General features: G+C 32.9%; 12 protein-coding genes. 7 read left to right on the top strand and 5 right to left on the bottom strand.

The window, feature by feature from the left end; genetic code table 11:
* Positions 1-87: 87 nt before the first annotated feature.
* From ACTHPI_RS02205 to ACTHPI_RS02175, 7 genes are all read left to right on the top strand, one after another.
* Positions 88-10,644 carry an MBG domain-containing protein gene (locus ACTHPI_RS02205; protein WP_445352549.1) on the top strand — a complete coding sequence of 3,519 codons (10,557 nt, stop codon included), beginning with the start codon at positions 88-90 and terminating at the stop codon, positions 10,642-10,644.
* Between the two features lie 126 nt (positions 10,645-10,770).
* Positions 10,771-12,054 (top strand): phosphatidylserine decarboxylase family protein, encoded by a 1,284-nt coding sequence (locus ACTHPI_RS02200; protein WP_445352548.1) that lies wholly within the window; start codon positions 10,771-10,773, stop codon positions 12,052-12,054.
* A gap of 119 nt (positions 12,055-12,173) precedes the next feature.
* Positions 12,174-13,706: a YfcC family protein gene (locus ACTHPI_RS02195; protein WP_445352547.1), complete on the top strand. Its 1,533-nt coding sequence runs from the start codon at positions 12,174-12,176 to the stop codon at positions 13,704-13,706.
* A 347-nt stretch (positions 13,707-14,053) separates the two neighbouring features.
* Positions 14,054-21,736, top strand: coding sequence for a mucin-binding protein (locus ACTHPI_RS02190; protein WP_445352546.1), 7,683 nt, complete (start codon positions 14,054-14,056; stop codon positions 21,734-21,736).
* Positions 21,737-21,843: 107 nt separating this feature from the next.
* Positions 21,844-22,443 (top strand): L,D-transpeptidase, encoded by a 600-nt coding sequence (locus tag ACTHPI_RS02185; protein WP_445352545.1) that lies wholly within the window; start codon positions 21,844-21,846, stop codon positions 22,441-22,443.
* A 76-nt stretch (positions 22,444-22,519) separates the two neighbouring features.
* Positions 22,520-22,738 (top strand): hypothetical protein, encoded by a 219-nt coding sequence (locus tag ACTHPI_RS02180; RefSeq protein WP_445352544.1) that lies wholly within the window; start codon positions 22,520-22,522, stop codon positions 22,736-22,738.
* Positions 22,739-23,001: 263 nt separating this feature from the next.
* The gene (locus tag ACTHPI_RS02175; protein ID WP_445352543.1) at positions 23,002-23,451 is read left to right on the top strand and encodes a hypothetical protein; all 450 of its coding nucleotides are present in this window, start codon (positions 23,002-23,004) and stop codon (positions 23,449-23,451) included.
* Positions 23,452-23,578: 127 nt separating this feature from the next.
* Here the strand turns inward: ACTHPI_RS02175 and ACTHPI_RS02170 are convergent, their stop codons facing one another.
* From ACTHPI_RS02170 to ACTHPI_RS02150, 5 genes are all read right to left on the bottom strand, one after another.
* Entirely contained in the window at positions 23,579-23,845 is a 267-nt protein-coding gene (locus ACTHPI_RS02170) for a hypothetical protein (protein WP_445352542.1), read from the bottom strand.
* A gap of 1 nt (position 23,846) precedes the next feature.
* Entirely contained in the window at positions 23,847-24,065 is a 219-nt protein-coding gene (locus ACTHPI_RS02165; RefSeq protein WP_445352541.1) for a hypothetical protein, read from the bottom strand.
* Between the two features lie 244 nt (positions 24,066-24,309).
* The gene (locus tag ACTHPI_RS02160) at positions 24,310-25,773 is read right to left on the bottom strand and encodes a DNA primase family protein (RefSeq protein WP_445352540.1); all 1,464 of its coding nucleotides are present in this window, start codon (positions 25,771-25,773) and stop codon (positions 24,310-24,312) included.
* A complete protein-coding gene (locus tag ACTHPI_RS02155) occupies positions 25,773-26,585 on the bottom strand; it encodes a bifunctional DNA primase/polymerase (protein WP_445352539.1) in 813 nt (270 codons plus the stop codon). Before ACTHPI_RS02155 ends, ACTHPI_RS02160 begins: the two co-directional genes overlap by 1 nt.
* On the bottom strand, positions 26,582-26,800 hold the full coding sequence (locus ACTHPI_RS02150) for a hypothetical protein (protein ID WP_445352538.1): 219 nt from the start codon (positions 26,798-26,800) through the stop codon (positions 26,582-26,584). The genes ACTHPI_RS02155 and ACTHPI_RS02150 overlap by 4 nt, the downstream gene beginning before the upstream one ends.
* Between the last annotated feature and the right edge of the window lie 63 nt (positions 26,801-26,863).

The raw sequence follows: 26,863 nt of genomic DNA, 5'->3' as shown, positions 1-26,863 counted from the left end.
CTTAAAAGAACTATAATATATGTATCAATATTCAAAGATATGAAAGCAAGATTAGGTAAATCTTTAAAATATAAAAGGATGAGAAAGATGGTATATAGTAAAAAGAATTGTGATACTAAACAAAGATTTAGTATTCGAAAATTAACTGTAGGAACTTGTTCAGTATTATTGTCTACTTTGTTTTTAACAATGAATAGTAATCAGGTTGTTCATGCAGATGATAATGCATCTGCATCTCCTGAAACTGAAGAAGATACAACTGCAGCTAATCAAACACTACAGAAAAAAGAAGTATCACTTAATTCTTCTGATAGTACACAAACCCAAAAAAGTAAAGCTACAGATGATAAAAAAACTAGTACAGATGCTACTGGTAATACAAAGAGTAAAACAAATACAAATTTAGTAAAAGAAAATGTTCCTCAACATGATACTGAAAATAAACAGCATGTTGATAACACTAAAACTACCAATCTTAAATCTGACTCTCAAAAGCTTTCTCAAGAAACTAAAAATACAACTTCTCAAAAAGATATAAAAACAGCTGTACCTTCTAACAATACTCAACATAAAGAAGCTATTGAAAAAGCTCCCAATAAAGCTAATGATATTAGTACTAATGATTTAAATGTAAAGCCAACTTTGGCAGCTAATTCAAAAGACTTAACTAAAAGTTTAAAAGAATCAAAAACAGCAACAGAGTTACCTACTCCAGAGCTCAATAGCGCATTTAATCAAAATGCATATGCTGGATATGTTGTTCAAGGAAGCGATATGGGTGAAATTGCATCCAAATTTTTAACTAATAGTGATGCAATTAAAGCTGCTGGAGGTAAGATATCTTGGGATGGACCTACAACTATCACCGATGATGATATAACTTCTGGCGGGCAACTTAGTGGTAATATTGTTGTTACTTATCCTGACCAAAAGAAAAAAAGCGTAACTGCCTACTTTATAGGTGTTGCGCGTGTTGCAGCTAATGCTAACTTGCAAGCCAATCAAAATCAAACTGGATTTTTGTATGTACCTAAAGTTGGCGATAAAATCAGCCTTGACGCACTAGATATTAACAATACAGCAATTTTTAATAATAATGCTACTAATTCAATTATTCCAAGCCATGATAGTATGGGAGTAGCGTTATCTGCTAAAATTGTTGGCAATCCAGATACCTCAACCATTGGTTTTCATGATTTGACGGTAGAAGTTACAGATAACGGGAATGCAGATGGTATGACTGTTATCGGTTCACCATACGAGGTAAAGGTACCGTATTTAGTACAAACATTGGAGCCCATTTCTGAAAAGCCTGTTATAAATGTTCAAAAAATAACTACGGCTAGTGCTGCTAGCAGTAATACTGTTGAATTTCAATGGCCATGGTTTTCTAAAAATTATGATAGCTTAAGTAGCGGTGGCAGTGGTATTGGACGCTACTTTTACAAGGACTTTTTGAAATATTTTGCTTTGGGTGGCAATCTGTACGTATCATCTGGAACGAGGAATTTTGGAACGGTTGATAATCCCGTTCAAGAAATTACAGTTCGATTAGTTACTACCTCATCAACTCCACAGATTTTGACTGATTCACCAGCTTTACCAGTAAAACTTAACTGGATCGACAGTCCCACTCATAATCCAATATATATCTTTAAAGACCCTAATCAAAATAATCCAGTTGTGATAAAACAAGATATTATCAAGCAATTGAATAATATGAACGATAAGGAGCTAGCTGATGCATTTTCTAAAATTGTTTTAGCCAATGGACAAACAACTTCACTAACTGCTTTCAAATTTAGTAAAGTTTCTACAAATCCAATGTATATAATAGCTGGACTTCCTAGCCTTGGAAAATATACAACTGATCTTAATTTGACTTATGGTGAAGGCAGCGACACTGCTAATGGCTTTATCCCTGATATCTTTTCTGCAAATTCAGTCATGCCAAAGAGTGATTTATCAACTTTGCTGCAAAAATATAACCCTAACCTATCAAGGAATCAGTTTGGTTGGGGAAGTGGTGGCACTAATATTACCTATTCACCAACACAATGGGTAAATATGCCAGTTGATATTTATAGTATTAATATTCCAAAAAATATTGAAAAGACTGTTGATATTTCTAATGGTCCACAAAGTTATACTGCAAATGAGTTAAAAGATGCATATTTAAAACAATTAACATATGGAACTAATCCAACGAGTGCTGATTGGCCAAAAGGCACTACTTTTGAATTTGTTGGTGGAGATGCCAAAGATGGTAAGATTACCATGGATGCGCCAGGTCAGACTAAAACTACTCAAATAAAAATTACTTTACCAGGTGGAAGTACTGCTACTATTGATGCAGTCTTAAATACAGCAGCATTAAGTAAAAATCAACGTGAAGTAAAAGTTAGATATTTAGATAGCGATGAAAATGATAAGCTAGTTTCTATTGCTGATGGTTTTAAAATTGGCGAAATTGGTAGTGATGTAACATTTAACTTATCTATCCCTGAAAATTATGAATTAAAACCTAATCAAAGTGGAATAAGTAATACAACATTAACTTATAAAATAGTCAATGAGCAAGATGAGAATGGAATTCAGTATGCAAATGTCTATTTAATTCATAAAACCGAAAAAATTACTGATCCTACTCAAGCTGAAATTCAGCAAACTCGTACAGCAACTGTTAACTATGTATATGGAACAGATGTCAGAGATAATCAAGGTAATATTATTCATACAAGAAATAGTAAAGCTACTGAATCAGCGGTTTTAGATGTATTTTACACTCGCAGTGCTATTAAAGATTTGGTTACTGGAAATATTACTTATGGAAATTGGCAATGGGACAGTACTAAGAGTAATGATGGTTATAGCAATGGTTATAAAGTTGTTTCAGGTAAATGGACTAGCTTGCCAACTACATGGAATCCAGTAGTTGCAGATGTACCAACTCTTGATGGATTTACTGCTTGGACTAAGACTAGTCAAAGCACTGTTCCAACAAATGCATTTGCTTTTCCTACCTATGTAAATAAGGGTACTTCAGATATTAATGGTAATTCTACTGCTTATACTCCAACTGCAGATACTTATGAGGCACGTCCTGTTCATACTGTTTGGTACTTACCTATTGAAACACAAACAAGAACAATTACTGAAAACTACAAGATTGTTAATGATCAAGGTCAGGCTACAGGAGACTTAATTCCATCAGAACAAATTGAAGTTTTCTATAATAAAAAAGCAATTAATTATGATGAAAATACTGGTCAAGTTACCTATGGTGATTGGAAGTGGAATCAGGATGCTGGAGATAAGGATACACCAGGATTTCACATTATTTCTGGAACTCATTGGAAGATGCCAGAAACTCCATCATCTTCATGGGGCGTAAATCTTCCTATTAGAGCTGGATATACACATGTTTATCTTGGTCAAGATGGGAAATTTGATACTAGTATGCTAGGCAATCCGAATCTTAATTCCAACACTATTTTTACTTCGGATACTGGAATTGTTTATATGCGTAATAATATTACAACCTATTATGTATCAAATAACATTCTTCAAAAGACAATTACTCGTAAAATTACGGTTAACTATCCAGAGAGTACGTCAACTACAAGTACCCAAGCAGTAACATTAAATAGAAGCCCATATGTAAATTCTGATGATACTGGAGTTATATTTGGAGGCTGGTCAACTGGAATATGGTCAAACTATGACGGCAATATCCCCGTTGTTACAGGTTACACTCCATATATCATAATTGATGGTTCAGAATCCTCAACAATTCCAGAAGTAGTTGTAACTAGCACAACTAAGAATTCGAATGTTTCTATTAATTATGTAAAAAACTCTGCTGATGTTACAATTAATCATCAAGAAATTAATCAAGTTTATAATGGCCAAGGAGCTATAATTCCTGATGATATTACAGATTTAATCACTCCAGCAGATAGTCATATAATTATTCCAGATGCTGTTAAAAATGTTAAGTTTGATACTAGTGATTATTCATTTGCAAATGATGAAGGAGAACCTATTGCGGTTCCAACTAATGTTGGAAGTTACCATATCATCTTGAACCAAAATGGATTGAACAAGCTGAAGAATGCTGCACCTGATTTTACTTTTAAATATGATCCTAAGACCTCATATGTAATTTATAATATTATTCCTGCTCCAGCTTCTATTACCCTTACTGGTTTAGAAGAAGTTACTTATAATAACCAAGATATAACTAATGTATCTAGTGATAATATCAAAGTTATAATTCAAGCTAACCCTGAACTAACTTATAGTTTACAAAGTGGTGATTACCAATTTATTCAAAATGGCCAAGTTGTAACACTGAAAAATGCTGGAACTTACGAAATTCAATTAACTAATGAAGGTATTAGTCATATAACGAGTCTGGGGAATGGAAATTATAACTGGTTAATTAACGGAAAGCCAAATATTAGCCAAAATGCAAAATTAATTATTAATAAGGCTCTTCCTACAGTTTCAATTAATGGTTCGGCTTCTAAAACTTATGATGGTACTCCAATTAGTCAATACTCACCAAAAGTTACCATTTCTGCTCCAGGTGTAAATGATATAACTTTGACTAAAGGAGATTTTGAATTTAATGTAAGTGGAACTTGGACTTCCACTGCTCCTGTTGATGTAGGTAGCTATCGAGTACGTTTAACTAAATTAGGACTGGATAAAATTATTAGTCAAAATGTAAATAATATTTCATGGGCTGATAATTATAATGTAAATGGTGAGTATAAGATTATTCCAGCAAGTATTAATATTGATCTTCACGGGGATGGTTTTAAGATTTATAACGGTACTGAAGTTAAGCCGAGCGTTACAGTAGGGAAAGATGGAAATGCTATTCTCACGGGAGTGCCAACACAAGGAGCAAATATTGTTATTGATAATTTAACAGCAAATGCCTTTGAGTGGAGTGATTCTCAGGGACAAGTATTAAAACCGAATCCAGTAAATGCAGGTACATATACTTTAACTTTGACAGATACTGCTTTAACAGAGTTAGCTAGTCATAATCACAACTATATCTTTACTAAATCTGGAAAATATACTTTTATTATTGAAAAAGCTCAAGCTATTATCAATACTACTGGTGAACAGACTATGTCTTGGACAGGTAATCAAGTAGCAATTGATCCAACTAGATTTAATCAAAAAATTTCGACTAATAATAATCTCTCAATTACTGTTCCTAGTTCAGTTAAGTTAACAGCTCAGGATTATGTTTTGGTAAACGCTCAAGGTAACATTATTACTATTCCAACAGCAGTTGGTCATTACTATGTAAAACTTAATGAAAATGGTTTGGGAAAGATTAAAAATGCTATCTCAGCTAATAGTAACTATAATTGGGTATCAAGTGGTGAAGGTCACTATAATATTGAAAAGGCCCAAGCTATGATTACTTTAAATGGAGAAAGTAGTGTCATTTATAATGGCAGCCAAGCTACAATTCCAACTAATGATGATGGAACTGTTAAAGGGATTACTGTGACTTTGAGCAATGGTAAGATTTATAATTTAAAGCCAAGTGACTTAAAGTTCATGAATTCTAATCATATTAATGCCGGTTTTTATAAGTTACAACTCTCTGATGAAGGTTTGGCTAATATTCGTGCTATAGATGCTGAACAATATGAATATAATTATGATAATAGTCAAGCAACTTTAATAGTTAAAAAAGCTACTGCTAACTATCAATTAAGCGGTAGTGAAAGTAAAACTTACAAAGGAAGCCAATATAACGATAATGATTTAACTTCTGGACATTATAGTATCAAGATTACAACTAATAATGGTCAAACCTTAACTTATACCTTGAAACAAGGCGATATTGCTTTTGCTCCAAATCAAAAGGTTCTTAATAAAGGTATTTATAAGGTTGTTTTAACTGAGCAAGGAATCAACAATATTAAAGCTCTTGATCCAAATAACTACAATTGGAATGAATTGGCTCCGCAAGCAAACTTTGATGTAACTGCTAAAGATATGTCTGTTAATATTACTGGTACTACTCACAGTATTTATGAACATGAAGCAAATAACTGGGATAATGGTATTGCTCAAGGAGTACCTACCGATCAAATGGATCAGATTAGCATGATTTGGGCTGGTGAAAATACTAAACCAGATGGTGTAACTGCACTTCAATTAAGTGATAGTGATTTGGTTTATTATCAAAAGAATAGTTCTGGTAAATGGGTTGAAATTATTGATAATGGTGGCTTGCCAGTGCATGCTGGAACTTATGGCATTAAGTTAACTGCTGAAGCAATTAAAAGACTCAATAACCAAAATAGGGATTCAAACTATACCTTCACAAATGGGAATAATATTATTGCCACTTTTACTATTGATGCTCGTAAAGCTAAAGTTACTTTAAGCGGTTCTCAATCTGCACCTTATACTACTAATAAACCATTAGATTATCATAATTTTATAGTTCAACTTACTGACACAGACAGTGGTACGCCAGTTTCTATAAATTGGGATAGTATTAGTGGAAATAAAAATGATTATCTAGTTATTGCTGGATATGAAAATGGTGGTTTACCTAAGAATGTTGGCAGTTATGATGTCAAGGTAACTAAGAACTTAATTGAAAAACTAAAGAGCCTTTTCCCTGATTATAATTTTGAAGGAACTACAATTAATCCTCGAACAACAAATAAATTCGATAATACACAAGATCAAGATGATATTGTTGTTCCAGAAAATAACAATGGTAAATATATTATTACGCCACTTGATGCAGATATTGAATTAACTGGCAGTCAAGTAATTCGTTATGGGGAAGATAGTACAATTATTCCTGATAAATTTACTATTAGTTTTTTAGATAGTTTGAATCATCAAGTATTAAATCCAAATACTAATCAACCATTAACATTTACATTGACTTCAGCTGATTTACAAATTAATACTTCTACTACTAATAATCCTCTCCATGTTGGCGAATACAAAGTCTTATTGAAGAAGTCGGTGATTGATAAGATTGTTTCTCTAACTCAAGTAGGTAATGTAAATAATTATGAATGGTCAAAAATCATTGCAAACGATGCAACCTTTGTGGTTGAAGCGATGCCAGTTAGTGTAAAAATAGCAAATGCTAATAATGATTCTCCAGCAAATGTAATATTTGGTAATCCAATTAGCTTAAATGACAATTTAGATAAATATACAATTAGCTTGATTACTAATAATGGTAAAACTTTAGAATATACTTTACAAAAAGGTGACCTAGAATTTACTGCTGGAGTTCCAACTACAGCTGGAGTATTTGATGTAAAATTATCGGCTCAAGGACTTGAAAATCTTAAGCGAAAGTTTAATAAAGATTATCCTAATTATGATTTTAATAAACTAACATCAACTGCAACTTTTGTAGTTCAAGCCTCAACTCCGCATATTACAATTACAGCAAACAATCAAAAGCAAAAGATTTATGATGGTCAACCTGCTGAAATTAAGGCAGGTGATTATACAATTACGATTACTTCTAATGCTAGTGATATTACAATTGGAGATTTAAATGGAAGTTCGCTTCAATTTGAAAACGGCAGTTCTCCAACTGACGTTGGTAGTTACAATGTAGTCTTGACTAAAGAAGCAATTGAAAAGTTAAAAGCAGAATATCCTAACTTTAATTGGTCAAAAGCAAATAAAGTTATTGGTACTTACAAGATTGTTGCTTCTGAAGCTAAAGCTACTTTAAGTGGTCAAAATAGCATGATTTATAATGGTCAAACAGTAACTTCAGCTGACTTAAACAATGGAGGTAACATTTTTGTAGATATAACACTTAATGGTGTAAATAAGACAATTAAATATAAACTTCAACCAAGTGACTATATTTGGAATACTGAAGATAAAACTGCTCCAGAAAATGTTGGTAGTTATACATTACAACTTAATAAAAAACAGATTTTAACTCATTTGCAAGAAGCTATTAATGCAAGTGAAGGTTTAGGACAAGATAAGCAACCTAATGTAATAATTTCTTTAGATAATTTATCAGGAAGTGCTAAATTTACAATTGATAAAAAGATTGCCGAAGTAGTTCTTGATGGTAGTCAATTAGCTACTTATAATGGAAATAAAATTTCTATTGATCCAAGTAAGTTTACTGTTACTTTGGATAACGGTGAAAGATATAAGCTTCAAGATGGTGATCTCCAATACGTTGATTCAGCAACTAATGCAGATATAGATGCAGGTACTTGGCAAGTTACTTTGACTAAGCAAGCTAAGGAAGCTATTAGTAAATTAAATCAGAATTATGATTATAAATTTAGTGGTACAGGTAAAGTTATAATCAGTAAAGTTGATGTAACTAATAATGAAATTTCCTTTAGTCATACTGGTAATGCAGCTAAAATTTATGATGGCACTCCGATTGCTAATTATCAGCCAACTGTAACAATTACTGCTCCAGGAGCAAGTGAAGTTACACTTGATTCAAATGATTATAAGTTTATTCGTCAAGATGGAACGATTTTTGATTCAGCGCCATCTGCAGCGGGTGTTTATAAGGTTGTATTGACAGAAGCTGGTATTGATAAAATTAAAGCAGTTAATGAAAAGGATCTTAATTGGTCTAAGATTAACTTTAATGATTCAATTGGTACTTATACGATTTATAAAGCAAGTGCTAAAGCTGTGTTAAGTGGTAATGGAACCATAATATATAATGGTCAAGCTGTTACTAGTCAAGAATTAAATAGTTATGGAATTAAGGTTGCAATTTCAATTAAAGTTGGTAATGACACTAAGATAATTAATTACTGGCTTCATAATGGAGATTACATTTGGAAGACAGATGATAATGTTGCTCCAAGCAACGTAGGTACTTATAAGTTAGAACTTAATAAAGATAAGATTCTAGCTAATCTAATTGAAAAAATTAATCGTGATAATAGTTTAGTAGGAAATTATCAATTAACTAAAGATGACTTAAGTGGTTCAGCTAAAATAACTATTACGCCTAAAGAGATAAGCCTTACTCAAAATGGAAAATCTGATCAAACATTCGATGGAGAGAATGATTTGAACATTTCTACTGTAGTTAAAAGTTTGAGTGCTGATGGTATTGTTAATGGTCAAGTTTTGAATACTGAAGGTCTAACTTTTGATGATTTTGACTGGTATCTAAATGGTAAAAAACTTGATCATGTTCCAACTGATGTTGCTACTTATACACTTAAGTTAAATCAAAAGGGGTTGAATTTATTAAGAGCTAACCACAATCCTAACTATAAGATTGAGAATTTACCTAGTGGCGAATTTACTTATACTATTAATCCATTTGAAGTTACTATTACTACTGATGGAATTGCTACAGTAGAATCAGGAACAACTGTTATTCCGGATAATATTTATAGTTTGAATTTTGGTAATCAAAAAATGCCTGAAGGCTGGGTTGCACCAGTGGTTAACACTTCTGACTTTGAATTTAGTGGAAAAGCACCAACTGCACAAACAACTAGTGGTACATTTAGTGTTAACTTTAAAGGTGGACAAGAGGCACTACAAAAGCTTTTGGGTAATAACTACAAGGTAATTTATACTCCTGCAAAAGATAACTATATTGTAAAGGCTGTTGAACCTGAAACTGGTAAGCAAACTATTCAATATGTAGATTCTGATGGAGATATAATTAAAGAAGAAACTATTACAGGTAATCTTCACGAAGATACTGTATTCAACGGAAAGTTGCCAAATAATTGGACTTTACCTAAGGGTGAGAAATTACCAGATAAAATTAAGATTGAAAATACCATTACTAAGATTTTAATTACTCCTGAACTAAAGAATATAACTGATACCAAGTCCGTAACTCGAACAATTATTATGAAGTTGCCAACAGGAGATAAACAGGTTACTCAAGTGGCTAAACTTGAAAGAACTGGAATTAAAAATATGGTTACTGGAGAAATAACATATAATAAATGGTCAAGTTCTAAGTGGGATGAATTTGTTCCAGTGCAAGTTGATGGCTATACTACAAATCCGCTTAAAATTAATGAACAAATTGTCACAAACAATACTCAAAATATTACTATTACTGTTAACTACATCAAGAATAGTGATAGCTTTGATAATAGCAATAATTCTGGTAATGACTCTAATCTCGAACCAAAACCTGAACCAACTCCAACTCCAACTCCGTCTCCAACACCATCTCCAGATACTCCAAATGTAACTCCAACGCCATCTCCAGATGTAGTTCCAAATAATAAAAAACCACAGCCTACACCAATACCTTCTCCAACTACAAATAATAAATCAGTAGTAAAACAAAATAAAAAGCATCCAGTTAAGTCTAAAAAGCATGAAAATGTAATTATACATAAAAATGTTAAAAAGACAATTTCTCCTAAATGGACTGAATCAATTTCTCACAGAAATTATAATAATGAGACAGTTGAATATAATAGTAGAGCCATTTATAAACATAGAAATTTAACTCAGAATAAAGGTAAGCAATTACCACAAACTGGTGAAAGAAATAACTTGTTTGCTGCAATTGGTAGTTTATTTAGTGGTTTAGGAATTTTTGGATTAGCTGCTACTCACAAAAAGAAACATGAAGATAAATAGCTAATAAAAGAACATCGATTTTTAATCGGTGTTCTTTTTATTGAAAGGTAAGTGTAATTCTTTGAAACCATTTTCTCAAAGAATTATCCTTAAAGTAGATAATTGTTTAAAAAGGAGTGAAAAATAATGACAAGACATAAATTTAATGTGGGTAAGTGGCTTCCTAGTGATCAAGAATTTCAAAATAAATGGGTTAAGAAAGTTCTTAAGGAAGCTGAGCTAGAAGAAAATCAAAAATTATTACCACCAGTTAAGGAATTAAAAGATTTAATAGAAAATAATCACTATATTTGGAACCTATTTCAAATGATGTTTGATGAAATTCCAATGAAGGATGTCGACACTCCTGCAGGAACTCCCCAAGTTAGAGACGTTCATCAATTGTTGCGAGTTCTTAATCATATAATCCAACATGCGCCTGAGTTTAATACTACTGGTTTAGTTGGGACACCAATTAATGCAGTACTTGATTATCCAATGGGAACTAAAGCTGGATATGTTGTTTTTAATAACCCTGAAGTTAATGAAAAGATGAAGGGGATATTAGATTATTGGGGAAAGTATTTACAATCTTCTGATTCTTCTTATGTTTTAAATACTTCTGAAAAAGGATGGTTATCTGCAAATGCTTTACAAGAAATGGCTAAAGAAGCAAAAGGAGATAATTTTCAAGAAATATTTGCTTGCAAAAATTCAGATCCAGCACAAAAATTAGGCTTTACTTCTTGGGATGATTTCTTTACTAGAGTATTTAATCCCGGCATTAGACCAGTTGCAGCTCCTCAAGATGATGATGTTATTGTCAACGCTTGCGAATCAGCACCATATAGAGTAGCTCATAATTTACCATTAAAGGCTAAGTTTTGGATAAAAGGTCAACCTTATTCTTTAATGGATTTACTTCATAATGATCCATGGACTGCTAAGTTTGAAGGAGGAACACTTTATCAGGCGTTTCTTAGTGCATTAAGTTATCATCGTTGGAATAGTCCAGTTAGTGGAAAAATAGTTAAAGCATACAATTTACCTGGAAGTTATTATGGTGAAGCTCTTAGTCAAGGTTTTGAAAATCCTAGAGGAGCTGACCCAGTTGCAGCTAATGATTCACAAGCTTTTCTCACTTCTACTGCTACTAGAGCTGTAATCTTTATTCAAGCAGATAATCCTAAGATTGGCTTGATGTGTTTTGTTGCTGTAGGAATGGGGGATGTATCTAATAATGAAATTACAGTTAGAGTTGGTCAACACGTTCAAAAGGGTGAGCAATTAGGAATGTTTCATTTCGGCGGTTCAACGCATGTATTATTGTTCAGACCTGAAGTAAAACTCAACTTTAATCTACATGGACAAACACCAGGCTTAGATACAGTTAATATTAAAGTTCGTGACGAAATTGCGAGAGTGAATTAAATATAATACCTGCCTAAATTATATTGGGTAGGTATTTCTTTTTGTATTTTACACAAAAGCGCTTTCATAGTAAAATAAACCTAAATAGTTCTTGTTTATAATAGAATGAAGGTTTAATTATGAAAAACGTTAAAAAACGGAAAAAGAAACATCAGTTTCCAACTGCTTATACAGTTGTAATCCTTGTCTTATTATTAGTACAGATTTTAACTTTCTTTATTCCGGCGGGGAATTATGCGACTATTCAATATAATAATGATAGTAATAATTTTACTATTACAAAACCCAGTGGAAAGAAAATAAAAGAAGCCGCTACACAGAAAACTCTTAATAAATATAAAGTTAAAATCAGTATAAATAAATTTAAGGATGGAACAATTTATAAACCAGTTGCAATTCCTAACTCTTATGAAAAGATCAATCAGAAAAAACCTAATTTATATCAAGCAATTGTACAGTTTTTAACTTCACAGGTTCAAGGTATTGGACAATCTATTGATATTATTGCTTTTGTATTGATTTTAGGAGGTTGTATTGGAGTAGTTCATGCGAATGGTGCAATTGATTCAGGTATGGCTGCTTTATCAAAAAAGATTAAAGGTAAACAGAGCCTCTTAATTATTTTAGTTATGGGATTGATTGGTCTTGGTGGTACAACATTTGGATTAGCAGAAGAGACAATGGCGTTTTATCCAATATTGATTCCAGTTTTTTTGGTAGCTGGATTTGATAGAATGACGGTTGTTGCTACAATATTTTTAGGAACAAGTATTGGATCAATGGCTTCGACAATTAATCCATTTTCAACGGTTATTGCTTCAAATGCTGCAGGAATTAATTTTTCTCACGCATTACCACTTAGAGTGGTAATGTGGCTTGTTTGCATTATTACAGGAATGGTATATGTATTAATTTACGCTAATAAAGTTAGGAAAAATCCAAAGGCTTCTTTTGTTTATAATGACTTTGCTAAAGAAGACCAGAAGTATATGAATGAAGAGGCTAGGGATTACAATTTCACATGGCATCAAAAATTAACTCTTTTAATATTTGCGATTGCTTTTATTACTATGATTTGGGGGGTTCAGTCACAAGGTTGGTATTTTACAGAAATTTCTGTTGTCTTTTTAGCAGCTGGTTATATTATGGCTTTTATTTCAGGACTTAACGAACATCAATTTGTTAAAAGTTTTGTAGATGGTGCAGGAGATTTGTTAGGAGTAGCTTTAACTATTGGATTAGCAAGAGCCGTATCAATTGTAATGGAAGAAAGTCATACCAGTGATACTATAATGAACTTCTTCAGTAATGCTGTGAGTGGGATGCCACCATTGATTTTTATTTGGGTAATGTTCTTGGTTTATATTATTCTAGGTTTCTTTATTCAATCTTCATCTGGCTTAGCAGTTCTTTCAATGCCAATTATGGCACCTCTTGCTAATGTAGTTGGAATTGATAGAGCAAGTATCATTGATGCTTATAATTGGGGACAAGGATTTATATCTTTAATTGCTCCAACAGGATTAATTCTAATGAGTTTGATGATGGTTAATATTGGTTTTGATAAGTGGTTTAAGTTTTGCTGGAAACTAATTGTTATTGAGTTCGTTATTTGTTTAACTTTTTTGGCTATTGGTTTAGGTGTCTATTAAGATTATTTTAGTTTAATTGAGAAGTGTTTTGTATATTTTATGCAAAACACTTTTTTGTAAGATTAAATTTTATAAAACCTTGTTACTAAATTATAAACTTAAAAATAAAAAATAAAATTACAATAACAAAGGTTATTTTTATATGGTAACTACTGTTTTTTAGTGTTATAATTGTTTTCAGAAAGCTTGTTATGTTAAGATTTTTGGTATTGCTCATACAGAACTAATACAAATAAGTTTATATTATTAAAATAACAAACTAAGCAATACTCATATATGAAATTGATATAAATTAAGACATGTATGTAATCTAACAATGAGAATAATAGTTAATTGGAGGCTGAATAATGGTTTCAAAAAATAACCGTACACAAAAAATAGAAGCAACTGCAGATCATCAGGCTCACTTCGGGATTCGTAAGTTGTCAGTTGGTGCTGCGTCTGTTCTTTTGAGTACAACTTTATGGTTTAGTGCGGGAACTAATATAGCTCACGCTGATACTCAAGATTCTAATGATAATGAGGATAATGCAAAGGCAGCTACTGAAAGTAATCAATCTGCTAACACTCAGCAAGTTAATAAGGTAGTTGTTCAAGCAAATGATTCTTCAACAAATGAAACTACTGAATCAAAAGTAAATGATAATGTTGAAAAGACAAATAATCAGTCTGTTGAAGCTGATGCTAATATCACTAACAATGATACTAATAAAAATTCAGTAGTTGCTGAAAATAATTCTAAGAGTGAATTAGAAAAAAGTAATAATGAAGTCTTAACTCAAGATGCTAAGCAAAATACTGAAAAGCATCAAGCTCAACAAGTAGCTCAAACTACTAAAAATAATCCCACTAATGATATTCATCAAGCTGCTCAAGATGGTAAAAATGTTGAAAAAACTACCAATTTAGAAAAATCTGGTAATTTAGGTAAGCAATCAGTTACAAGCGATAACGATAATGATATAGATATTGCTAAAAGTGGTTTAAAAGGTTCTACTAGTGATTCAAATACTACAAAAACTGTTACTGATCTTGATACTAAAGCTACATCTAAATTAGCACAAGACAGCTTAAATGTAAGTAAGGCAGCTAACACTAATTCTTCTAAGCAAACAGATGCTAATACTAAGGAAGATGCAAAAGAATATACTATTAATATTCAAGAAGTAGATGATACTACTGGAGAAGTTTTAAGAAGTAATAATTATAAAGGAACTGCTGGTAGCCATAATGAACAAATAGTTTATAACTTCCAAGGCTACAAGTTAATGAATCCAGAAGAGCTTGAAAAGTTAAACCTCACTTCATTAGGTGGTGGGGCTGGCTATTTAGTTGTACCCGATCATGATATTGACATGACTTTGCACTTTGCTAAATTATCACCTACTGTAGTTAAATTTGTTGATACCGATGGTAATCTTTTAACTACTTATAGTGATTCATCTAAGTGGTCCACCTCTAAGAGTGCTTATAGTGATAAAGATAATGTTCTAGATTCTAAGTTTTTAGCAAATGCAATTGAAATTCCAGGCTATGAATTAGTTGAAAATTCACCTAAATCAATTGAAATGCCAATTAATCAAACTTATAAGTCAAAAGATGATCCAAATCCAATGGTTATCACTTTTACTTATAAAAAAATTGCTAAATATGCTCAAGAAGGTCTTCCTGATGGTGGTGGAGCTAGTGTAACTGGTCATGATTATGGTAGTGACTGGAGTAGCTTACCAGGTGGAGTAAGTATTGACTTAGTCTACGATACTTATGGTAGTGGCACTAACGACTTTGAAGGTAGTGTTAAGAGAATGGAAGATAGATATACTAAGCAAGGCTATACCTTCTTAGGTATCTTAAACGATCACAAGAATACTGATAAAATGAACAGAATGGAAATCGCTTCAGCTGTTCACTTCCTTCCTAATAAGTATGTTACTGTTAAGTATGTTGACGAAAACGGTAACGAGTTAGATAAATCTGTAGTTTTAGGATTTAATAAAAATAATCCTGATCAGAAAAATCAAGGTATTGATCCTGCTAACCATTGGTATCCAGAAGGCGACTGGCACACAGAAAGAAAAGAATTTGATGGTTATGTTTTAGATAAAGTATTAGGTTCTGAAAGTGGTAAATTTACTAGCTTTGATTACACTACGACTTATGTTTATACAAAAGCTGCAGCTGCCAAAATCAATTATATTGATGATACTGATAACAAACCATTAACCACTGATACAGTTAATGGTGGAGTTGGTCTTGCAATTGATTATTCAACTAAAGATAAAATTGCTGATTATGAGAAGCAAGGTTATGTTTTTGTAAGTGATAACTTTACTAATGCAGATGGTCAAAAGTTTAATGAAGACGTCGCTAAGAATATTTTTGAAGTTCATTTGAAGCATGGTACTATTCCTGTTACTCCAAATGATCCTAAAACACCTACAGATCCAATTGATCCAGAAAATCCAAATAATCCTAAATACCCAGCTGGAGTTTCTAAAGATGACCTCAATAAAGTAGTTACTAGAACTATCAATTATGTAGATGAATATGGCAATTCAGTTAATGGTAGTCCAGAAGGTAAGAGTCAAGAAGTTCAAACAGTTAACTTTACTCGTACTGCCATTGTTGATAAAGTAACTGGCACTCTTTTAGGTTATGATACTGATAATGACGGTGCAGTAGATACTAAGGATGCTGATCGTGCTTGGACTCCAATTTCAGGTGAGTTTTCAGAAGTGAAATCAGTAGATCCTACTAAACTTGGCTATGTATCTGTTGATAAGCCAGTTATTGAAAAGCAAGCTATTTCACCAGCTAATAATCAAGCTATTTCACCAGCTAATAATAATGTAGTAGTTACTGTAACTTATTATGGTAATCAAAAAGCTGATATTATTTATCGTGATTTAGATAATAATAATCAAGTACTAAACCATGCAGAAGTTTCTGGAACTACTGGTAACAAGATTAACTATTCAACTACTGATGAAATTAAGACTTTAACTGAAAAGGGTTATGTTTTAGTAAATGATGGTTTCAACAAAGATGCTGCTTTTGATAGAGTTAAGGACGAAGATGGAAAAGCTTCTCAAGTATTTTATGTTGACTTCCGTCATGGCACTACTCCAGTAGATCCTAACCATCCAGATTCAAATAATCCTGATTTGTCAAAGGATGCTCTTGAAAAGACTGTAACTCGTACAATTAATTATCTTGACTCTGCTGATCATAGTAATGTTTTGCGTGACCCAGTTGTTGATACTGTAACTTTTACTGCTTCAGGAATTATTGATAAAGTAACGGGTAAATTAGTCAACCTAAATAATGATGGTACTATTAAAGATCAAAATGGTAAGCTTACTTGGACTTATGTAACTTCTACTGGTAAAACTGGTTCAGGAGATAGTTTTACTTTTGCCCAAACCAAGGATCAATCTTCAATTAATAAAGATGGTAAAACCTATAACTTTGTTAATATTGATAATGCTGATTATAATGCTGGAAACGGTGCAGTTAAGAGTTTTGAAGCTAATGCTACCGATTCAAATAATCTTGCAGTTAATGTTTACTATGATGAAGAAAAGGCTCCAGAAGTTGGTCGTGTAACTGTTAAGTACCATGATGATACAGATAACACTGATATTCCTAATATTGGATTTGATAGTGGTGATAAAGTTGTTGACACACCAGTAAGTTATAATACTAACAATGATTTACAGAGCTTAATTAAAAAGGGTTATGTTTATGTAAATACCGAAGGTGAGATTCCAACTAAGATTACAGCTGGATTGAATCAAGTAATTGTGCACGTAAAACATGGCATTACTACTGTGACTCCAGATAAACCAGGTCATCCAGGAGACCCAATTGATCCAGAAAATCCAACAGGACCAAGATATCCAAGCGGTACAAGTGAACAAGATGTTAAGAGAGTTTCAACTCAAACTATTCATTATGTAGGTGCAGGTAACAATACTCCTAAAGATGATACTCAAACATTTACATTTACTAGAGAAATAACTTTTGATAATGTAAATGGAAAAATTATTACTATATCTAGTTGGAATGAGAACAGTCATAAATTTGCTACTAAGAATACTCCAATTGTACAGAACTATCATGCTGATAAAAAGACTGCTGGTGGATTAGTAGTAACTCCTGATGATTTAGAAAAGGAAGTAACTGTTACCTATGTTCCTAATGGTCACGTAGTTCCAGTTGATCCAGAAGGAAATAAAATTCCTAATGTCCCAACTCCAACTTTCCCAACAGATCCAAGCGACCCAACTAAAGTTGTTACAGTTAATATTCCAAATGTACCAAATGGCTATGTTCCACTTAATCCAGAAAACAAACCTGGAACACCAATTAGCCCAGATCCAACAGACTCATCTAAAGATGTTAATGTCGTATTTACCACTCAAAATACTATTACAGTAGTTTTTCATGATGACACAACTGGTCAAGATTTGACTGGTTATGGTTATGTATCTGGTGAAGAAAATGTTGGTACTCAAGATAATAAAGTCGTACCCAAAGTACAAAATGATTTAACCACATTAACTAATAAAGGTTATGAATTTATCAATGTAACTGGTAATGGTAATGTAAGCTATGCAAATGTTTCTGATATTCCAACTATTATAAGTAAAGATGCTCAAAATTATGTAGTTCATATCAGACATTCAATTATTCCAGTTGATCCAACTAATCCACTTGACCCAACTAAACCAGTAAACCCACAAGATCCATCTAGTCCAAATTATCCAAGTGGAGCTAATGAAAATGATTTAACTAAGACTGTTACTAGGACAGTAACTTATGTTGGTGCAGGTGATGCTACACCTCAAACAGTTAAGGATTCATTAACTTTTACAGCTAATAGCTACTTTGATAAAGTGACTGGTAAATTTGTTGATAAAGATGGTAAAGAAGTAGATCAAAGTAATCCATTAACTTGGACGATTGTAAATGGAAATAGTGATAATGGTAGCTTTGATCTAGTTCCAACTAAGTCTATTAGTGGATATACTGCAAGTGTACCAAATGAGTACAATGACGGTAATAATAACGTTAAGAAGATTACTAATATTACTCATAATTCTGCTAATATCAATGTCACTGTAACTTACACTAAGAATCCAGATCATGTTCAACATGCGAGTGTAATTTATCAAGATATTAATGATCCTCAACATGTCATTGTTCTTCATACTGATAAAGATTTAACAGGTGAAGCTGGAGATAAAATTAATTATTCACCAGAAAGTGTAATTACTAGTTTAACTAAGAAGGGCTATGTTCTTCTATCTGATGGATTTGGTGAAAATAGAATTTTTGATAATAATGATAATGAAGATCAAGTATTCTATGTAACCTTTAAACATGGTATTACTACAGTAACTCCAGATAAACCAGGTCACCCAGGAGATCCAATTGATCCAAATAATCCAGATGGACCTAAGTATCCAGAAGGAACTGGATTAGACAATTTGAAGAAGACAGGTACACAAACAATCCACTACACAGGAGCAGATAAGAAGACTCCAAAGGATAATGTTCAAAGCTTTGACTTCACTAAGAAGATTACTTTTGACAATGTAACTGGAGAAATTATTGATAAGGGATCATGGAATGTAACAAGTCATGAATTTGGCACAGTGGAGACACCAGTAGTAGATGGATACCATGCAGATAAGCGAGTTGCAGGTGGCAAGACAGTAACACCAGATAATTTAAAGGCAGAAGTTACAGTAACTTACACAGAAAATGGTAAGATCGTTCCAGTTGATCCAGAAGGAAACAAGATTCCAAATGTACCAACTCCGCAATACCCAACTGATCCAAGTGATCCAACTAGAGTTACACCAAATGAACCAGTACCAAGTATTCCTGGATATACTCCAGAAGTACCAACAGTAACTCCAGATAATCCTGGTAAAGATACTCCAGTGATTTACACACCAATCCCAGCAGATAAGGGACAAGTAATTGTGAAGGTTCATGACAATACAACTGGCAAGGATATTCCAGATTACGGTTACGATTCAGGAGAACAAGAAGTAGGTCAAAAGGTAGACTACAACAAGAATGAAGTAATCACCAACTTGACTAACAAGGGTTACAAGGTGATCAACCCAGATGTAACTATTCCGAGTGACATCACCAAGGGTTCACAAGTAGTAACTATTTACGTAGAACATGATACAGTTCCAGTAAACCCAACTAACCCAGGCAAGCCAGGTGAACCAATCAACCCTAATGATCCAGATGGACCTAAGTGGCCAAGTGAATCAGGTGATGTATCTAAGGATGTCACAAGAACTATTACTTTTGTAGATGACAATGGTAAGGAAGTTCATGCACCAGTAGAACAAACAGTTCACTTCACCGCTCAAGGAGTAATGGACAAGGTAACAGGCAAGTGGGTAACACCACTTACTTGGAGTCCAGACCAAACAGTATCTGGTCAAAATGTTCCATTTGTAGAAAATTACCACGTAACTTCTATCAGTAAAGATGGCGAAGGCACAAGTTCAATCAAGAGCGTAACTTTGAACCATGACTCTGACAGTTACAAAGTTGTAGTAAGCTACGAGCCAAATGGTCATATTGTTCCAGTTGATCCAAATGGCAATAAGATTCCAAACGTTGATAACCCAACTTACCCAACAGATCCAAATAACCCAGCTAAGGTAACACCAAATGAACCAGTACCAAGTATTCCAGGTTACACACCAGAAGTACCAACAGTAACACCAGATAACCCTGGTGAAGATACTCCAGTGATCTACACTCCAATCCCAGCAGATAAGGGACAAGTAATTGTGAAGGTCCATGACAATACAACTGGCAAGGATATTCCAGATTACGGTTACGATTCAGGAGAGCAAAAAGTAGGTCAAAAGGTCGACTACAACAAGAATGAAGTAATCACCAACTTGACCAACAAGGGTTACAAGGTGATCAACCCAGATGTAACTATTCCAAGTGACATCACCAAAGGTTCACAAGTGGTAACTATTTATGTAGAACATACAACAACTCCAGTAACCCCAACACCAGAACCATCAGTAACTACAGTAGTAGGTAAGCAAACAATCACCTTTGTAGATGGAGACAATAACAACACTCCACTTAGAGATTCAGATGTACAAACACACACATTTACAATCACAGATGGAGTACCAAGTGAAAACAGCTACACATTCGGTACAGTTAATGTTCCAGTAATCAAGGGCTACGTTGCAGAGATCAAGACAGCAGGCGGCAAGACAGTAACGCCAAATGATCCAAATGCAAATGTAGTAGTTGTTTACCACAAGATTGGTAAGATCGTTCCAGTGGATCCAGATCATAACCCAATCCCAGGAGCAGAAACACCACAATACAAGAACGATCCAAACGATCCAACCAAGGTAGTACCAGATGAAAATGTTCCGATCATTGAAGGTTACACACCAAGTCAAAGTACAGTAACCCCAGAAGATCCAACAAAGGATACTGAAGTAGTCTACACAAAGAAGACAACTCCAGAAACACCATCTACTCCACAAGAGCCAGAACCAAATGTTCCAAGTCCTCAACCACATCCTCAAGTAACTCCAGACGAACCTGAAGAACCTACAACTCCAACTGAGCCTGAAGTTCCGGATACTCCACAACCAAAGACTGATGAAACTGTTAAACCACATGAGCAAGATAATAAAGAACCCGATGAAGATGATACAGTTAAGCCACATAGTGAAAAGGACAATCAAACAAATACAGTTCGTCCACATTCACAAAACAATAATAAGGTTAAAACTGTTAAACCTCATGGTGTAAAAGTTTCAAAAGCTTCAACTGGTTTAATTCAACATGAAGAAGTAACATCAACTAACAGTAATAATATAAATAAGACAAAGACAACTCTTCCACAAACCGGTGAGAACAATAGTGAAGAAACTTCTGCAGCAATCTTAGGAGCAGCTGCAGCAGGAATTGGTATGATTGGTCTTGCAGGCGTAAAGAAGCGTAAAAGATCTTAATATATAATAAGAAATACATGATTTCAATTTGTATAAGAAATCATGTATTTTTTTAACTAAATAATGCTAAAATTAAATCATAAATATAATTTTGAGGTACTTGATTTATGAAAAAATATATTATTTCATTATTGATTCTTTTTGGTTTAATTGCTCTTGCTCCACAAAGTAAGCAAGTTTTGGCAGCTGATACGAATTCAGTAAAAACAGTTAAAAAAACAAAATATCAGCCATATACAGATCCAAAAGATATGAGAAAAATGAAAGGAACATATTGGAAAAAGTCTAGTGAGACTAAGACAAAATACCCTAATCTTAACAAGGTAAAGAATCTAAATTTACGGGTATCTATTTATGGTAATCGTACTTATATTCGCTCTGGTAAAAAAGTGGTTTACACTATGTATTCTTCTGCTGGTAGCATTATTAATGGCAAAAGTTTAACTCCAACTGGAACTTATTACACCAACAACTATCACCCTTATCGTTTTTCAGAGGCATATTACCCAGTAGGCTGGATTGGACAATTGTATCTTTTCCATACTGTTCCTACTAGACCATGGAAAGCGCCGTTTATTCCTTCTGAAGCTCGAAAATTAGGACGCAAACCAAGTAGCCATGGTTGCATTAGATTATCCGTTAGTGATGCAAAGTGGCTTCAAAAACACGTAACATATGGTACAAAAGTAATTATTAAATATAGGTAATAATTTACAAAAACACTGTAACTGTGGTTGCAGTGTTTTTGTTATAATACAGTAAAAAGTAAAAGGAGAGTATTGAATGAACTTTAAAAAATTAGAGTATACAAATGCTAGAAAAAAGCTTATGCAACTGTATATTGTAGGAGAAGGACTTCAATTAATTGGAGCCATTATTGGACTGAATTCTATAATTGTATCTAAAATTACTATGTATATTGGAAGCGGATTATTTATTTTAGGAACTCTTATTTGGATTATTGCGTTTTTTATTAGTTTTAATAGTAGGTACATTAATTAAAATTAATTATTGCTAATACTGTTTTTAAGCGATTTTAGTTTTTACTAGTTAATAAAAGTTTTTTCTAGTTTCAATAAATAAGTAACAAAAAAGGTAACAAAATTATAGGCATATAAACGGGTTAATCAAAGGTTTTTAATTTGATATAATAGATATGTATTCTTAAGATTTTTGTGAGCGTCCAACATGGGCGCTCTTTTTTTGTTGCATCCCTTTAACTAAGGTAAAATAATTATGTTAATTATTATTTGAAGGGGTTAAATATGAACGTTTTAGATGTATTAAAACCAATTGATGATAAGCAAACTATTATTAATACTAAAAACTTGCTAAATAAGATACCAATGTTTATTAATTTAAGTGGTTGTACCATGGGAAGCTTGAGGACTGACAAGGTAGGAAGTAGAAGCACTAATATAGATCACTCTAAAAATTTTATAGTTGCGGGGGATGCAATGCGGGTTTTAGATGCAATAAAAGAAACTATTAACCATACAAGTGAAATCAGTAAAATAATATTAACTAAAATGTATTTAATGGCATTGCCACCAAGTGAGTTAAAATTAGCTAATGAGTTGGGTTATTCAACCAGACATGTAAGAAGACTAAAAAACAGCGCTCTAATTGAATTTGCTGAAATGTGGGTATTTTATCAAGATAAATATAAAATCTCTCCTAGAGTTAATTTATGCGTATATAAAGGGCAAGAATAAGGATTTATAAGTAATAAATATATGTTTTTAGGTTTTATTAGGTATCTGCCACCATAGTGTTAAATAAAATAAATCAATATAAATAAAAACCGCCTAGGCTAAATTAATAGCTTAAGCGGTTATTTTTTTACGCTGTAATTATTTGTAGGTCATCGGTGAAAGTGTAGTAATGTTTAACGTTTGCGTTCTGCGTTGTTATGGTCGGTGTACCATCTTCTTTTACACTAATCTTTATAGTTGCATATGGGGTGTTTAGTTCATCTAGTAGATCGCTTCTTTCAGCTTCTAGATCTAATTTAGCCATGCAAGCCATATACCTAGCACCTGCTTGTTGTCCGTATCTGTTAAAGGTATCTTGCATAAAGAATACCATTTTGTTTTCTAGTTCTTTCATGTTAAGCCTTTCTAAGTTCTGCAGCCAAAGTATCGGCATGGTCAAATATCTTTAATATTTCGTTATCGGTTTTATTTTCCGAATAGACACCATATAAAACAGTTATGGTTTTACTGTCTGTTTTCCAATCTTCTAAATAAATCTGGTCTGCTAGCTCTAACAACCATTGGTTTAGGTTGTTAAAGCTTATAAAATATGTAAATTGCTTCAAGTTTTTCATTGTTTTACCTCTCTTTTTTGCTTGCACCACTTTTAGAAACATTTTTATTATTGCTGTAAACCCTTGGGGCTGTAAGATGAAACATAAAAATAATAGAAACACTATACTTTTAATTTCTCTACCGTACATATAGGGGGGGTATATATAAGGGTACTATTATATATTTATTTATTACTTTAATAATAAAATGTTTCAATGTTTCAATAGGGCTTTACCCCTTATATATCAATACTTTAGTGATTTTTTAAAAATTGATTCTAGAATGTTTTGCACCAGTTTCATCTTTATCTTTAGGGTGTACCCTTGAAATATCAGTATTTAAATCAATATCAGGGATGTAATACCATCGTTTACCGCCGTGGGGTTGATGGTGCTTCTTTACCAAGTCAAAATTATTTTTAAGTTCTCGGTAAAATTTTCTATTGGTGGCATATTGTTCCCCATTTAATTCACACCAATTACAGTAAACATTGTAAAGTTTTGTAGCGTCTAACTCATTGCCTTTAGCTTTTATGGTGTTATCATCTAAAAATGTCTTAATAGGGCTGTTATTGCCTACCCATTCATTACGTGCTTTTAAAATGCTATCAGTTTCAGTTAAAGAACCATGGTTTATAGCATCCCTAGCAAGCAAGATACATTTATAAATAAATACGCTACGTTCTTGGTTGATTTCATCCCAGTTAATGGCATGCTTAAAGTCTTCAATTTTATGGAATGCTATTATAAATGGTCTTCTGCCCATCCCTCTAGAATTATCTTCAAAAGGTGGTAAACCATTACCAGCCCAGAATAATTTAGCAAAATTCTTAAAATATGAGTCTTTTTTGCCTTTAATATCAATGTTTTGGTTATCGTTACCAGATATGGCTTTTAATACAGCCGTTGAATAAATAGGTGCTTGGGATATGTCGGCGTGAGTATTCAAGTATTTACCAAACAATTCGGATAACTTGAATTTAGATGCTTTTTTACTGGTTAAAGCTTCTAATGGTATAAATGAACTGTTATTTTCTCCAACAATTGGAACCAACCAGTTATTAATAAAAGTACTTTTACCATCGTTACCACGTCCTACAGTAATCATATAAGCTTGTATTTCTTCAAAACTTGGGTAAAAAATCCAACCTATAAATTCCTTAACTGTTTTGGCATTTTCGCCAAAAATCAAATTAAAATATTTATCAGTCATAGGGGTGGGGGATGCTTGAGTTTTTAGTTCAATACCTGCTACACTAGTAAAGTAATATTTAGGGTCATGTTTTTTTAATTTCATGGTATCCCAGTTAAATACACCATTTTTAAAATTAAAAACAGTTTTATCAACTTTATTTATAGTATCCTGCGCCCGCCTGCGGTCTGTGTGTCCTTTAATATAAGCCACTAGATCTCGGGCGGTTGTTCGTTTCCACCAGTAACTAAGCTCTTTAGCAGCAATAGTATCAAACATACTTTTAGGCTGTTCTTCCCAGTAACCATATTTTTGGTTATAAGAATATAACTTTTCACTACTACCATCTTTTAAGTAAAATAATTTATATTTTTCACAGATTTCACGCCCTAACTTATTAACGTTTACTTTTTGGTTGCCTTTATCGTCTATATAAAGCCAATTAGGGGCGTTTTTTTGTTGCTCTTGTAACTTCTTAACATTTTCTTGGTTAACTTCAACATATGAATTTTCTTGATTTTGATGAACTTCAATCATTATTGTTGTTTACCTCTCTTTTCTAGTTCTCTTTCAAGTATTGAGTTAATAGTTCTATTAACTTCATTGTCTGACAGTGGGTCTGCTGTCATATCATTAGCAATACGTGCTAATTGAATAGCTGTATTAACATTTACACGCCTACCCAGTAAACTACCAAACAACCTTGTTAAAGTGTCGTTACGGCTTCCTACATCCCCTAAACCAAAGGCGATTAACTCATATATACCAACATGGTTAGTAACCTTTGAATAATCAGTTTTAATAAATGACTTACTGGTATATAGCCTTTTTTCTAAAAGCTCTGTTAATTCCTTAGGGGCTGTAATAATGGGCTTTTTATTTAACCATTTGTAAGGTTTCCCATTAATGGTAGTTGGTGGCAATACTGATATATTGCCTGCTTCTGCTTGAATATCAATTCCGGGAAAGATAGCAGATTTAGTTTTATTAATCTTTCCTTTAGGCTTTAAATAATATAAATGCAAGCCACCACTAGGAGTAACAGCCGTAAGAGTTTCAAAGTCTTTAGCTGGTAACTTGTCCCTAAACTCCTTTTTAAAGGTTGCAAGCCCATCTATTTTAGTTTTGCCGTTGTGTTCCTTGGTATCCACATCAATACTAAAAATATTGTCCATCTTTAAGGCAATACCAGCGTTAGGGGTCTTAGTCCATATCTCTTTTATTTCATACCTTGTAAGTGGCGTTTTACCTTTATGAGAGAATAGTGGACGTTTTTCGTTTGGAACTGTAGGGATAATATCAAAGCCTTTTTCTTGATACCATAAAGCCCATTCAAGTAAATTGTTCATTTTGTTACCTCTTTTTCTGCATCGTCCCAGATTCTATTAATTAGAACCTTGGTTTTTTCATCAACGGAATAAACTATTTTATTCCATATCACTAACATTTTTTTAGCGTCTTTAAATGCGATAAACTCAACGTTTTTGTAAGGAATTGAATTAATTTCTTCAACACTCAAACCGCTTAGAGCCTGTCTATCTTTAGTAATAACCAAAGCTTTCATAAATTAAATACCTCTGATTAACTCGTTTATGTGCCTTTTATCTGTTAAACTGTTAAAAGAAAA

Source organism: Lactobacillus sp. PSON (assembly GCF_052615405.1).
Note: the sequence above shows the minus strand (reverse complement) of the source record. Positions and strands in the feature narration are given on the sequence as shown.

What these genes read in the sequence shown, in the direction of transcription:
- ACTHPI_RS02205 (WP_445352549.1), top strand. Translation starts at nt 88, where the DNA reads ATGGTATATAGTAAAAAGAATTGTGATACTAAACAAAGATTTAGTATT.
- ACTHPI_RS02200 (WP_445352548.1), top strand. Translation starts at nt 10,771, where the DNA reads ATGACAAGACATAAATTTAATGTGGGTAAGTGGCTTCCTAGTGATCAA.
- ACTHPI_RS02195 (WP_445352547.1), top strand. Translation starts at nt 12,174, where the DNA reads ATGAAAAACGTTAAAAAACGGAAAAAGAAACATCAGTTTCCAACTGCT.
- ACTHPI_RS02190 (WP_445352546.1), top strand. Translation starts at nt 14,054, where the DNA reads ATGGTTTCAAAAAATAACCGTACACAAAAAATAGAAGCAACTGCAGAT.
- ACTHPI_RS02185 (WP_445352545.1), top strand. Translation starts at nt 21,844, where the DNA reads ATGAAAAAATATATTATTTCATTATTGATTCTTTTTGGTTTAATTGCT.
- ACTHPI_RS02180 (WP_445352544.1), top strand. Translation starts at nt 22,520, where the DNA reads ATGAACTTTAAAAAATTAGAGTATACAAATGCTAGAAAAAAGCTTATG.
- ACTHPI_RS02175 (WP_445352543.1), top strand. Translation starts at nt 23,002, where the DNA reads ATGAACGTTTTAGATGTATTAAAACCAATTGATGATAAGCAAACTATT.
- ACTHPI_RS02170 (WP_445352542.1), bottom strand. Translation starts at nt 23,845, where the DNA reads ATGAAAGAACTAGAAAACAAAATGGTATTCTTTATGCAAGATACCTTT.
- ACTHPI_RS02165 (WP_445352541.1), bottom strand. Translation starts at nt 24,065, where the DNA reads ATGAAAAACTTGAAGCAATTTACATATTTTATAAGCTTTAACAACCTA.
- ACTHPI_RS02160 (WP_445352540.1), bottom strand. Translation starts at nt 25,773, where the DNA reads ATGATTGAAGTTCATCAAAATCAAGAAAATTCATATGTTGAAGTTAAC.
- ACTHPI_RS02155 (WP_445352539.1), bottom strand. Translation starts at nt 26,585, where the DNA reads ATGAACAATTTACTTGAATGGGCTTTATGGTATCAAGAAAAAGGCTTT.
- ACTHPI_RS02150 (WP_445352538.1), bottom strand. Translation starts at nt 26,800, where the DNA reads ATGAAAGCTTTGGTTATTACTAAAGATAGACAGGCTCTAAGCGGTTTG.